Below are 12,359 nucleotides of genomic sequence, written 5' to 3'. Positions count from 1 at the left end.
CGAATTCCTTTCATCCCTCCGGAGAATCCCCATGGCCGTTGAAGGCAGCGCAGGCGATCTGCTCAAAGTCGTGACCCTGCTGGGTGCCGCGGTCGTGGCCGTGCCCTTGTTCAAACGCATCGGTCTGGGCTCGGTGCTGGGCTATCTGGCCGCTGGCCTGGCCATCGGGCCCTTCGGCATGGGGCTGATCAGCGACCCTGCCACCATCCTGCACACGGCCGAGCTCGGGGTGGTGATGTACCTCTTCGTCATCGGGCTGGAAATGCAGCCCTCCCATCTCTGGAGCCTGCGCAAGGCCATCTTCGGCCTGGGCAGCATGCAGGTGGTCGTGTGCGGCCTGCTGCTCACCGGCGTGGGCCTGGCGTTCGGTTTCCCGTTGGGCGTTTCATTCGTGAGCGCCATGGGTTTCGTGCTCACCTCCACCGCCGTGGTGATGCAGCTGCTCGGCGAGCGGGGCGACATGGCCCAGCCGCGCGGCCAGAAGATCGTCGCCATCCTGCTGTTCGAGGATCTGTTGATCGTGCCGTTGCTGGCGGTGGTGGCGTTCATGGCGCCGGCCGATGTGGGGGCCACCGTGGCGGCGAGTTCCTCGCGCTGGGGCACCATCGGCCTGGCGCTGGGGTCTCTGGTGGCTCTGGTCGCCGCCGGCGTGTGGTTGCTCAACCCCCTCTTCCGCATCCTGGCCAACGCCAAGGCCCGCGAAGTGATGACCGCCGCGGCGCTGCTGGTGGTGCTCGGCGCCGCCCTGCTGATGCAGGTGGGCGGGCTGTCCATGGCCATGGGCGCATTCCTGGCCGGCGTGCTGCTCTCCGAATCCACCTTCCGGCACCAGCTGGAGGCGGACATCGAGCCGTTCCGGGGCCTGCTGCTCGGGTTGTTCTTCCTGAGCGTCGGCATGTCGCTGGATCTGGCCGCCGTCGCGAGCAACTGGCCCATCATCCTGGCCGGCGTGGTGGCCATGATGATCGTCAAGGCGCTGTGCATCTACATCGTCGCGCGCCTGGCCAAAAGCTCGCACGCCGACGCGCTGGACCGCGCCGTGCTCATGGCCCAGGGCGGCGAGTTCGCCTTCGTGCTGTTCGCGGCCGCGCTGGGCGCGAAGGTGATCGACCCCGTGGTCAACGCCAACATGACCGCGATCGTGGTGCTCTCCATGGCCCTCACGCCGTTGGTGGTGCTGGTGCACAAGCGCCTGACCCCGGCGGACAGCGCCGTCTCGCTCGACGGCATCGAGAAGGTCGATGGCCAGCAGAACGCCAGCGTGCTGGTGATCGGCTTCGGCCGCTTCGGCCAGATCGCCAGCCAGGGCGTGATCGCGCGCGGCGCGAGCATCACCATCATCGACAACAACGTGCAGATGATCCGCGACGCCGAGCTGTACGGCTTCAAGGTGTACTACGGCGATGGCTGCCGTGCCGACGTCCTCCACGCCGCAGGCGCGCACACGGCGCAGGCCATCCTGGTGTGCCTGGACAACAAGGAGGCCGCCACGCGCATCGCCGAACTGGCCAGGGAAGAGTTCCCCCAGGCCGAGCTGCTGGTGCGCGCCTTCGACCGCGAGCACGTGCTGGAACTGCGCAAGGCCGACGTGAGCTACCTCGTGCGCGAGACCTTCGAGTCGGCGATGGCCATGGGCCGGCAGGCGCTGCTGACCATGGGCGCGGCCGAGGAAGAGGCCGACGAGGTGATGGAACACCTGCGTCGCCGCGATGCCGAGCGCATGGACATGGAAGCGGCGGGCGGCCTGTTCGCCGGGCGGCAGCTCGTGCTGGGCAACCTCAAGAAGAAGCCGCCCGAACACGAGGAAGTGCAGGCGCCGGCCTGATCCGTGCCTTCCCGTGGCGTCAAGGGCAGACGGCTTCGACGTTGTTGCCGTCCGGATCGATCAGGAAGGCCGCGTAGTAGGTCGGGCTGTAGTCCGGGCGCGGGCCGGGCCCACCGTTGTCTTTCGCACCGGCTTTCAGGCCTGCCTTGTAGAAGGCGTCGACCGCCTTCTGATCGGGCGCGCGGAAAGCCACATGCGTGCCCGCAGCGCCTTTCTCGCCCATGCTGGCGTAGAGCCACAGTGCGGGTGCACCCTGGGGGCCCAGCCCGGCACAGGTGTCGTCGTGAGAACCCAGCACGTGGCCGAGCGGTGCAAGCGCGGCTTCGTAGAAGCGGCGGCTGGCGGCGAGGTCTTTGACTTTCAGTCCAATGTGGTCGTACATGGCGATGGCTTCCTGTTCGAGGGGTGGATCAGGCGGTCATCGTCGATCAGCGAGGCCATGCGGTCTTGGAGAATCTTGCGGTCTTGTGCCCTGCCATGGCGCGCGGCCTGGCGGAAAGTGCGCGGCGACACACCCGCCGCGCGGTGGAAGGTGCGCACGAAGTTGCTCAGGTCGGCGAAGCCCACGTCCTGCGCCACGTCCGTCACGGCGTCATCGGTTTCGGCGAGCAGGCGCGCGGCCTGGCGCAACCGCGAACGCACCAGGTACTGGTGCGGCGTGACGCCAAGCGCCCGCGAGAACAGCCGCAGGAAATGGAACGGACTCAGGGAGGCCTCGCCCGCCGCCCGGTCCAGGTCGATGGCTTCCTGCGAGTGCGCTGAGATCCACAGGGCGACCTCCACGGCGCGACGGCGGTCCCGCCCGCTCACGGCCAGCGCCTCGTGCTCGCGGCCCGTGACGACCTGCAGGAAGCGCGACGCGAACCACAGGCCCACTTCGTCCAGACCCGCATCGCTGTGGCCTCCCGCCACGGCCTGGGCCAGTTCTCCCAGCACCATGAGCTCGGGCAAAGGCGGCACGGCGCCAGCACGCCAGTTGCCGCGCGTCCCACCCACCAGATCCACGAAGCCGGGCGAGAAGTGGAACGACAGGCATTCGTCACCGCACAGGTGGTGCTCGTGCGTGCACATGAACTCGTCACCCGGATGGCCGACGAGCACCGCGCCCGCCACCAGTTCATGGGACTTCCCACGCACCCGGTAGCCGAAACTGCCTTTGCGGACATAGGACACCGAATGCGCATCGTGCACTTCGGTGAACGGCTTCGCCGAAGGCCCGGCGCTGCAGCGGAAGTCCATCACGCGGATGGGACCGGCCAGAAGCTCCGTCGCGGCGATCATGTGCCGTCCCCATCGAAGAGCCCGGGCGAATCGCCGATCTGCGCTCGCTCGATCTGCAGCATGCGCAGCTTGGTCGGCACGCCGCTGCCACCGGAAAACCCGCCGGAGCGTCCGCCCGCTGCCAGCACGCGATGGCAGGGCACGATGGGGGCGAATGGGTTGTGGCCCATGGCCTGGCCCACCGCCCTGGACAGTCCAACGTCACCCAGCGCCGTGGCCAGATCGCCATAGGTGCGCGTGCGACCCGGCGGAATGGCACGGGCCAGGGCGTAGACCTCGCGCTGGAATGGGCTCACGCGCGCCATGTCAAGTGGCACTTCGAGCAGATCCCTTGCTTCGCCGTTCAAGAGGGCCTGCACGCCTTCGATGGCGGCCTGCACCGGTGCCGGTGGCTGCCTCACTTCGGGCAGCGGCGGCAGGCCCTTCAGCATCCGCGAGCGGGTGCGTGCCAGGTCGGCTTCGGGCAGTTGCACCGCCACCACCACATCGCCTTCCCAGGCGATGCCGCAGACACCGATGGCGGTGTCGAACAGTGTGTGGCCGCCCTCACCCACCGCAGCCTCACATGGCGCGCAGCGCGGCGCGCAGGCCCACGCCGATTTCGGGGCGCTCGTGGAACGGGTCGGCGGGGTTGGTCTGGTTGACGATGCCCTCCATGCGCGCTCGCACGTTGCCGAGCGCGCGCGGGTGGCTGAAGATGTAGAAGCGGTCGGCGGCGATCGCGTCGAACACCAGCTGCGCCACCTCGGCTGCCGTGACCTTGCCAGAGCCCACGGCCTTGTCGGTCATGGCCTGGCCGATCAGCTGGCTCTGCGTGGGCTTTTCGTCGGCCATCTCGGCCGGGCGGTTGCGGTGGCTCTGGTTGATGCCGGTGGGCACGAAGTACGGGCACAGCACGCTGGCACTGACCTGGTCGCTCACCAGCTTAAGGTCCTGGTAGAGCGTTTCGGTGAGGCTCACCACGGCGTGCTTGCTCACGTTGTAGATACCCATGTTGGGCGGCGTGAGCAGGCCAGCCATGCTGGCGGTGTTGACGATGTGGCCGCGCCAGTTCGGGTCTTTCTTCGCGGCGGCGAGCATCATGGGCGTGAACAGGCGCACGCCGTGGATCACACCCCACACGTTCACGCCCAGCACCCACTCCCAATCCCGCACGGAGTTTTCCCAGATCATCCCGGCCGAGCCCACGCCGGCGTTGTTGAAGACGAAGTGCGGCGCGCCGAAGCGCTGCTCCACCAGCGCGGCGAGGCTTTCCATCTGGTCCTTGCTGGAGACGTCGACCCGGCGCGAGAGCACCTGCACGCCGGTGGCCTCGATCTCGGCGGTGGCCTTGTCCAGCGCGTCCTGCTGCACATCCACCAGCACCAGGTTCATGCCCAGCCGGGCACCGATGCGGGCGCACTCCAGCCCGAAGCCCGAACCCGCGCCGGTGAGCACCGCCGTCTTGCCCTTGAAGTCCTGAATCATGCGTCTGTCTCCTGTGTGGTGATGTGAAAGGTTCAGGCGGCTCGCGTCATTTCCACGTGGTCGATGCCGTCCTCGATGTAGATCTCGCTCGCGGGCACGAAGTCGTGCTGGCGGTAGAAAGCTTCCAGTCGCGCCTGCGCGCCGATGCGGATGGGCTGCACACCCCAGAGGCCGTGCAGCGCCCGCACCGCCTCGCGCATGAGCACATGGCCCAGCCCGCCGCCGCGTGCGGCCGGCAACGTCACGACGCGGCCGATGCTGGCCTCGGTGAACTTGAGGCCGGCCGGCACAAGCCGGGCGTAGGCCACCAGTGTGCCGTCCGCCTCCTCGCCGAGCAGGTGGAAGCATTGCGGGTCCGCACCGTCCATGTCCTGGAAGATGCAGGTCTGTTCCATCACGAAAACCTCGGTGCGCAGCTGCAGCAGGTTGTAAAGCGTGCGGGCATGCAGGGCGTCGAACGGCAGGCAGCGCCAGTTCAGTTCTCTCGGGTTCAAGCGCGCACTTCCCTCAACACGTAGCCGATGCGCGGAAAGTGCACGTGCAGCCGGCCGGCCCTCGCGTCCTCGCGCTCCAGGGTGTAGCGCGTGCGCGTGGCCGCGCGCAGGATGCCCTCGGTCGGTTCGGGGCCGAAGGTCTCGGCGGCCACGGTGACGCGGCTGCCCAGCGCGATGCCGTGCTCGTCCTGGAACACCTCATCCGCCAGGGCCGCGGGTTCGGCGGCGGCCGCGGTGGCGATGGCCTCGGTGGAGCTCACCTTGCTCATCTGGCCATGGCCGATGGCGGCCATGCGGTCCATCCACTCCAGCACGGGTGGCGTGGCATCGAGGATGCCGGCCATGGCGCGGTTGGCCACACGGCTGAACCAGAGCGGGTGGTAGGCGGCAAAGTCGGCGATGCAAGGCGCTTCACCCAGCAGGAAGGGCTGTTCTTCCACCATGGTGGAGAGGCGGCGCAGGTAGCTGCGGAAGGCCGCCGTGGCGTCGCCGGGGCGCGGGCTGGTCATGCCGGCGCGCATGGTGGCACGGTCGGCGGCGAAGGCCTGACCCACCTCGGGTGGCTGGCCCGCGAACAGCGCGGCGGCGCCTTTGGGGCTGAGGTTGTAGCCCATCGAGGCCCAGAACAGCGTGGTGTCGGCCCACTGCGCGAGCACCCGGGCCATGCCCTTGAAATGCTCGGGGTACAGCGGCGGATCGGGTTGTACATGTTCGAGCACATCGCAGATGAGCGCGGTGTCGCAGTAGATGTCGGCGCCGATCTGCAGGATGGGCGTGCGGCGGTAGCCACCGGTGAGCGCGATCACGTCGGGCTTGGGCATGGTCGCCGGAATGGTGACGCCGCGCCAGGCCAGGCGCTTGTGGCCGAGCATGAGGCGAGCCTTCTCGGCGAAGGGCGAGAGACCGTAGTGGTGCAGGATGAGGTCGGGCATGGGGGGACTTTCCGTGGTCGTCAGCGCGGCATGGCTCGGGCAATGATGGCATCAACGTCGGTGCCCGACGACAGCGAACCGAAGCTGTAGCCCCAGTGTCCGCCCAGGCGCGAGTCGCAGAAAGCGCCGAAGACGGCGGCCGGCGCGGTCTGGGCCAGCAGCGCGGCCTGCACGGCCAGGGCCACGTCCTGGGCGAGGCGGCGCGCCTCCATTTCGGTGGCCATCTCTTCCACGCGCAGAGGCAGGCGTTCGGCCAGGTGGTCCAGCGCCGGGTGCATGCCACGCGCGGGCGCCAGTTCGTGGGCCAGCGCGGCGGCGGCATCGGCCTTGCGCAGCGCGCGCAACAGGTCCAGCGCCATGATGTTGCCTGCGCCCTCCCAGATGGAGTTCAGCGGCATCTCGCGGTAGATGCGTGCCATGATGCCTTCGCCGCCCTCTTCCACATAGCCGTTGCCGCCCAGGCACTCCATGGCTTCCTGGGCAAAGTGGCTGCCGCGCTTGCAGATCCAGAACTTGGCCACCGGGGTGAGCAGGCGCATCATCACCTGCTCGTGCGCATCACCCGCGCGGTCGAAGCTGCGCGCCAGGCGCAGCGCCAGCGCGGTCGCGGCTTCGGATTCCAGCGCCAGGTCGGCTAGCACGTTCTTCATCAGCGGCTGGTCGATCAGCGCCTTGCCGAAGGCCTTGCGCTGCGTGGTGTGGTTGAGTGCGATGGACAGCGCCTGACGCATCAGGCCACTGGTGCCCAGCGCGCAGTCGAGCCGCGTCATGGTGCCCATCGCCAGGATCTGCGGCACGCCCCGCCCTTCCTCACCCACCAGCCACGCGCTCGCGCCCACGAACTCCACCTCGGAACTGGCGTTGGCCTTGTTGCCGAGCTTGTCCTTCAGGCGCTGGATGAACAGCTGGTTGAGCGAGCCGTCGGGCAGCACACGAGGCAGGAACAGGCAGCTCAGGCCGCTGGCGGTCTGCGCGAGGATGAGAAAGGCATCGCACATCGGCGCGGAAAAGAACCACTTGTGCCCGGTGACGGTGTAGCGCTGTCCCCAGGCATCACTGCCAGCGGGCTCGGCGCGGGTGGTGTTCGCCCGCACGTCGGAGCCGCCCTGCTTTTCCGTCATGCCCATGCCCATGGTCAGGCCGGGCTTCTCGCGCCAGGGCTTGAGCGCGGGGTCGTAGGCGCGGCTGGTGAGGCCGGGCGCCCAGTCGCGCCAGATGGCGGGGTTGTCCTTGAGCGCGGGCGCGACCGCGTAGCTCATCGAGATGGGGCAGAGGATGGACGGTTCGAGTTCGGTGAACAGCATGAAGCCGGCGGCGCGCAACTGGTGCGCGTGGTCGGCGCCTTCGCCCCAGGGGGTGCCGTGCAGGCCGGCGCCAGTGGCCGCCTGCATGAGCGCGTGGTACGCCGGGTGGAACTCGACCTGGTCGATGCGGTGACCGAAACGGCTGTGGGTCTTGAGCTGCGGCGTGTGCACGTTGGCCAGGCGGGCGTGGGTCTGCATTCCCGCGCTGCCCACGGTGGCGCCCAGTGCATGCAGCGAGGCCGTGTCCAGCGACGGGGCGTTGAACTTCAGCGCGGCCTGCATCGGCTGGTTGCCGGCAAACAGGTTCACATCCACCAGCGGCAGGGGCTGGTTGAACACGTCATGCGTGGCGTTCACAACGACTCCTCAAAAGAAGCGGTGTCTTCATCCAGAGCCACCGCAGAACCGGCTCCGCCGGGTCGCCTTCGCCGCCCCTGGGGGGTGACGCCGAAGGCGGCGCGCGGGACTACACAAGTTTTACGAGCTGCTTGCCGAAGTTCCTGCCCTTGAGCAGGCCCATGAACGCCTCGGGTGCGGCCGCAATGCCCTGCGCCACGGTTTCACGCGGGCGCAGCTTGCCGGTGGCCACCAGCGTGCCCAGTTCGGTCAATGCCTCAGGCCAGACTTCCATGTGTTCGCTGACGATGAAGCCTTCCACCTTGAGGCGGTTGATGAGGATCAGCGCCGGGTTGGCCAGGGGCAATGGCTGGCCGTCGTAGCCGGCGATCATGCCGCAGACCGCGATGCGGCCAAACGCGTTCATGCGCAGCAGCACGGCGTCGAGCACCATGCCCCCCACGTTCTCGAAGTAGCCGTCGATGCCCTTGGGGCAGACTTCCTTCAGGGCCTTGGCCAGCGAATACATGTCCTTGTGCTGCTTGTAGTCGATGCAGGCGTCGAAGCCGAGTTCTTCCACGGCGTACTTGCATTTGTCCGGGCCACCCGCAATGCCGACCGCACGGCAGCCGCGCGCCTTGGCCAGCGCGCCGAACGCGCTGCCCACCGCGCCGGTGGCCGCGCTCACCACCACGGTGTCGCCGGCCTTGGGGTTGATGATCTTCACCAGGCCGTACCAGGCGGTCACGCCGGGCATGCCGACCGCGCCCAGGTAGTGCGACAGCGGCACGTGCGTGGTGTCCACCTTGCGCAGCGCGCCGGGCTGGCCGGCGTCGACCACGCTGTACTCCTGCCAGCCGCCCATGCCCACCACCTTGTCGCCGGGCTGGAATTTCGGGTGCTTCGATTCGGCCACCTCGCCCACGGTGCCGCCGATCATGACCTCGCCCAGCGGCTGCGAGGCGGCGTAACTCTTGCTGTCGTTCATGCGCCCGCGCATGTACGGGTCCAGGCTCAGGAAATGGTGGCGCACCAGCACCTGGCCCTCGGCCAGCGCGGGCGTCTGTGTGGTGACGAGCTTGAAGTTGTTGACGGTGGCTTCACCGTCGGGGCGGTTGTCGAGAAGGATCTGCTGGTTGGCGGGCATGGTGGTCTCCGTTGGAAAAGGGTATTCAGTCGGTGGGAATGCGGTTGAGGGCTTGCGTGCTTCCCGGCCCGGTGGCCAGGCGCGGCATCAGCTTGAAGGTGCCCGTGGCGTGGGCACACAGCCTGCCTGCGGCGTCGTGAATGTGGCCTTCCGTGAAGACCAGCGTGGCAGTGCGGTGCATGGTGCGGCCTGTCGCCCGCAAGGGCCCCTTGGCGGCACGCATGAAGCTGGTCTTCATCTCGATGGTGACCGCGCCCATCTCCGGCACGGTGGAGCGCGCGGCGTGCGCCATGACCACGTCCAGCAGGGTCATGCTCGCGCCGCCGTGCACGACGTCGAAGGAGTTCATGTGATCGGGCCCCGGGTTGAAGCGCAGCTCCGCCTCCCCTCCTTCGAACCTGTGCAGCTCGAAGCCCAGCAACTCCACGAAAGGAATGCGGACGGAAAACTCCATGAAGCGCTCAACCTCCCGTGATGACGCTGACCCCGCCATCGACCGCCAGCCACTGCCCGGTGATGTGCTTGCCGGCATCGGACGCGTAGAGCACCGTCAGGCCCTTGAGGTCTTCGTCGTCGCCCAGGCGGCGCAGTGGTGCGTGGGCGGCCAGCTTGTCCTCGCCCATGGCCTTGAGCGTGCCCACGGTCATCTTGCTCGGGAAGAACCCCGGGCAGATGGCGTTGACGGTGATGCCGTACTTGCCCCATTCGGCGGCCAGCGCCCGGGTGAAGTTGATCACCGCGCCCTTGGACGTGTTGTAGGCGATGGTGTTCATCCCCGAGGGATTGCCGCCCAGGCCGGCGATGGACGCGGTGTTGATGATGCGGCCCGACTTGCGCGCGATCATGCTGCGCCGCGCAATGACCTGGCTCAGGATGAAATAGCTGCGCACGTTGAGGTTCATCACCTTGTCCCAGGCCTCCACCGGGTGGTCTTCGGCCGGTGCGCCCCAGGCGGCCCCGGCGTTGTTCACCAGGATGTCGATATCGCCCAGGCGCTGCAGGCTTTCGTCGGCCAGGCGATGGATGTCTTCCTCTTTCGAGCAATCGGCCGCCACCCAGCGCGCGTCGATGCCGGCGGCCTGCAGTTCGGCCACGGCGTTCTCCAGGTCCTCGGCCTTGCGCGAACTCACCAGCACGCGCGCGCCGGCCTCACCCAGCGCATGCGCCATCTGCAGGCCCAGGCCGCGCGAGCCGCCGGTGATCAGGGCGGTCTTGCCCTTGAGGTCGAAGAGTTGGGGAATGGTCCGGGTCATGTGGTCTCCTGTGGTAAGTGCGTGATGTCGATCTGTATCGTTCTCTTCACCGCGCCGGCGAGCAACCCGCAACGCATGCAGCAGCGCAAGCCAGGGGCACTGAGGGTCCGGCTTTGCCGGCCCTAGGTGCCGTCCCCCTCCAAGCCGAAGGCGCCAGAGAGGGGGAAGCCGTGCAGCGGCGCAGAGGGTGTTTCATATCTCGTAGTCCATGCACTGTCGTTCCTGGACGACCAGGCGCATGAACGGTTTGAGGGCGGTGTGGGACGGATGGTTCTGGTACGCGGCCAACGCCTCGCGATCCGTGAAGCTGCTGTTGAGCACCAGGTCGTAGGTGCACTCCATGCCTTCCAGAAAACCGGCCACCTCGAATCGCACGATGCCGGGCACCAGGTGGGCGCAGGCATCGAGCAGCGCCTTGGCCTTGGCGATGTTGGCCTCGCGGCTGCTGCCATCGGCCGTGGCCTTGATCTTCCACATGACGATGTGGTGGACCATCAGAACGCCTCTTCGGGCAATGCCGCGCAGGTCTGGTCCCGGCTGCTCACCACCTGCAGCCACGCGCCGATCTTGGGCAGCTCGTAGTGGAAGAAGAAGCGCATCGCCGCCAGGCGGCCCGCGCGCGCGGGTGATTCGGCCGCGGCATGCGCGGCCAGGGCCACGTCGAGCCAGATCCAGGCCAGCACGGTGTGACCGAAGGCCTGCAGGTAGGGCACGGCGTTCGCGAGCGCGTCGGTCGGCTCGCCCGTGGCCCACGCGGCCTTGGTGGCCGCACCCACCTGCGCGAGCGCCTGGCCCAGCGCATTGGCGTGGGCCGCGAATTCCGGAATGTGGATCGCGCGCTGGATGGTGTCGTTGATGCGGCCCGCCAGCAGGCTCAGGCCCTTGCCGCCTTCCATGAGCACCTTGCGCCCGAGCAGGTCCATCGCCTGGATGCCGTGTGTGCCCTCGTGGATCATGTTCAGGCGGTTGTCGCGCCAGTACTGCTCCACGGGAAAGTCGCGCGTGTAGCCGTAGCCACCATGGATCTGGATCGCCAGCGAGTTGGCCTCCAGGCACCACTCGCTCGGCCAGCTCTTGGCGATGGGCGTGAGCACTTCCAGCAGCAGGCGCGCGTCGTCTGCCGTGGTGGCATCGGCGGTGTGTTGCTCGTCCACCAGGCGCGCGCAGTACAGCTCCAGCGCCAGCGCGCCTTCGCAGTACGCCTTCTGCGCCAGCAGCATGCGCTTGACGTCCGCGTGTTCGATGATGCGCACCGGCGGCTGCGCCGGGTCTTTCCCGGCCGGTCCCATCGGGCGGCCCTGCGGGCGGTTCTTCGCGTAGTCCAGACTCGCGTGGTAGCCCGCCATGCCAAGCATGGTGGCGGCCATGCCCACGCCGATGCGGGCCTCGTTCATCATGTGGAACATGCAGTGCAGGCCCTTGCCTGCCTGCCCCACCAGGTAGCCCACCGCACCGGCCTCGCCCTTCACAGGAAACCTGCCCTCGCCGAAGTTGAGCAGCGTGTTGGTGGTGCCACGCCAGCCGCACTTGTGGTTCAGGCCGGCCAGGGCCACGTCGTTGCGTTCGCCTGTCAGTTCCCCGGCCGGGTTCACGATTTTCTTGGGCACGATGAACAGCGAGATGCCCCGCGTGCCGGGCACCAGCCTGCCGTTCTCATCGGGAATCTTGGCCAGAACGAGGTGAATGATGTTCTCGGTGAGCTCATGCTCCCCCGCAGAGATCCACATCTTGTTGCCCTTGAGGCGGTAACGGGGTCCGAGCGGATCGCTCTGGAAATCGGGGCCGTCCGGCACGGCGCGGGTGGCCACGTCGCTGAGCGACGAACCGGCCTGGGGTTCGGACAGGCACATGGTGCCCGAGAAGCGACCCGAGAACTCGTTGAGCGCGAACACCCGCTTCTGGGCATCGGTGCCATGCGCCATCAGCAGGTTGGCGTTGCCGGTGGTGAGCATGCCGCTGCCGATGCTCACCGAGGCCATGGCGAAGAAGGCGTTGGCGGCCGCCTCCACCGTGTAGGGCAGCTGCATGCCGCCGACCTCGTAGTCCTGCGCGGCGCTGAGCATGCCGCTCTCGGCGTAGGCCTTCTGCGCGTCATGCGTGGCCTGCGGCAGGATCACCTTCTCGCCGTCGAAATGCGGCTCCTGCGTGTCCACCACGCGGTTGAAGGGCGCGTACTTCTCACGGGCGATGCGCTCGCAGGTGTCCAACACCGCGTCGAAGGTTTCGCGGCTGTGGTCGGCGAAGCGCTCGCGCTGGTTCAGGCTCTCGACATGCAGCCAGTCGTTCAGCAGGAAGTCGACGGTCGGACGCAGGCTCATGG

General features: G+C 67.9%; 13 protein-coding genes. 1 reads left to right on the top strand and 12 read right to left on the bottom strand.

Going from position 1 to position 12,359, the window contains the following annotated elements; all coding sequences use genetic code 11:
- Positions 1–31 precede the first annotated feature (31 nt).
- On the top strand, positions 32–1,825 hold the full coding sequence (locus tag J2X09_RS16175; RefSeq protein ID WP_204731246.1) for a monovalent cation:proton antiporter-2 (CPA2) family protein: 1,794 nt from the start codon (positions 32–34) through the stop codon (positions 1,823–1,825).
- Positions 1,826–1,844: 19 nt separating this feature from the next.
- Here J2X09_RS16175 and J2X09_RS16170 read toward each other — a convergent pair whose 3' ends face one another.
- The 12 genes from J2X09_RS16170 to J2X09_RS16115 all read right to left on the bottom strand — a co-directional run bounded on the left by J2X09_RS16170 (position 1,845) and on the right by J2X09_RS16115 (position 12,357).
- The gene (locus tag J2X09_RS16170; protein WP_204731247.1) at positions 1,845–2,207 is read right to left on the bottom strand and encodes a VOC family protein; all 363 of its coding nucleotides are present in this window, start codon (positions 2,205–2,207) and stop codon (positions 1,845–1,847) included.
- A complete protein-coding gene (locus tag J2X09_RS16165; RefSeq protein ID WP_204731248.1) occupies positions 2,186–3,106 on the bottom strand; it encodes a helix-turn-helix transcriptional regulator in 921 nt (306 codons plus the stop codon). The genes J2X09_RS16170 and J2X09_RS16165 overlap by 22 nt, the downstream gene beginning before the upstream one ends.
- Positions 3,103–3,660 (bottom strand): methylated-DNA--[protein]-cysteine S-methyltransferase, encoded by a 558-nt coding sequence (locus J2X09_RS16160; protein ID WP_204731249.1) that lies wholly within the window; start codon positions 3,658–3,660, stop codon positions 3,103–3,105. Before J2X09_RS16160 ends, J2X09_RS16165 begins: the two co-directional genes overlap by 4 nt.
- A 7-nt stretch (positions 3,661–3,667) precedes the next feature.
- Positions 3,668–4,573, bottom strand: coding sequence for an SDR family oxidoreductase (locus J2X09_RS16155; protein WP_204731250.1), 906 nt, complete (start codon positions 4,571–4,573; stop codon positions 3,668–3,670).
- A 32-nt stretch (positions 4,574–4,605) separates the two neighbouring features.
- Positions 4,606–5,067, bottom strand: coding sequence for a GNAT family N-acetyltransferase (locus tag J2X09_RS16150; protein ID WP_310308761.1), 462 nt, complete (start codon positions 5,065–5,067; stop codon positions 4,606–4,608).
- Positions 5,064–5,999, bottom strand: coding sequence for a glutathione S-transferase family protein (locus J2X09_RS16145; protein WP_204731251.1), 936 nt, complete (start codon positions 5,997–5,999; stop codon positions 5,064–5,066). The genes J2X09_RS16150 and J2X09_RS16145 overlap by 4 nt, the downstream gene beginning before the upstream one ends.
- 20 nt (positions 6,000–6,019) lie before the next feature.
- On the bottom strand, positions 6,020–7,660 hold the full coding sequence (locus tag J2X09_RS16140) for an isovaleryl-CoA dehydrogenase (protein ID WP_204731252.1): 1,641 nt from the start codon (positions 7,658–7,660) through the stop codon (positions 6,020–6,022).
- A gap of 109 nt (positions 7,661–7,769) precedes the next feature.
- The gene (locus J2X09_RS16135) at positions 7,770–8,786 is read right to left on the bottom strand and encodes an NADP-dependent oxidoreductase (protein WP_204731253.1); all 1,017 of its coding nucleotides are present in this window, start codon (positions 8,784–8,786) and stop codon (positions 7,770–7,772) included.
- Between the two features lie 25 nt (positions 8,787–8,811).
- The gene (locus J2X09_RS16130; RefSeq protein WP_204731254.1) at positions 8,812–9,240 is read right to left on the bottom strand and encodes a PaaI family thioesterase; all 429 of its coding nucleotides are present in this window, start codon (positions 9,238–9,240) and stop codon (positions 8,812–8,814) included.
- Positions 9,241–9,247: 7 nt separating this feature from the next.
- Complete coding sequence (locus tag J2X09_RS16125) at positions 9,248–10,039, bottom strand: SDR family oxidoreductase (RefSeq protein WP_204731255.1); 792 nt, start codon at positions 10,037–10,039, stop codon at positions 9,248–9,250.
- A 192-nt stretch (positions 10,040–10,231) separates the two neighbouring features.
- A complete protein-coding gene (locus J2X09_RS16120) occupies positions 10,232–10,534 on the bottom strand; it encodes a Dabb family protein (RefSeq protein ID WP_204731256.1) in 303 nt (100 codons plus the stop codon).
- Positions 10,534–12,357 (bottom strand): acyl-CoA dehydrogenase, encoded by a 1,824-nt coding sequence (locus J2X09_RS16115; RefSeq protein ID WP_204731257.1) that lies wholly within the window; start codon positions 12,355–12,357, stop codon positions 10,534–10,536. Before J2X09_RS16115 ends, J2X09_RS16120 begins: the two co-directional genes overlap by 1 nt.
- Positions 12,358–12,359: the final 2 nt, after the last annotated feature.

The organism is Hydrogenophaga laconesensis, from assembly GCF_031457235.1.
Lineage (GTDB): Bacteria > Pseudomonadota > Gammaproteobacteria > Burkholderiales > Burkholderiaceae_C > Hydrogenophaga > Hydrogenophaga laconesensis.
The sequence above is the reverse complement of the archived record's forward strand: the minus strand, read 5'-3'. Positions and strand labels throughout refer to the sequence as shown.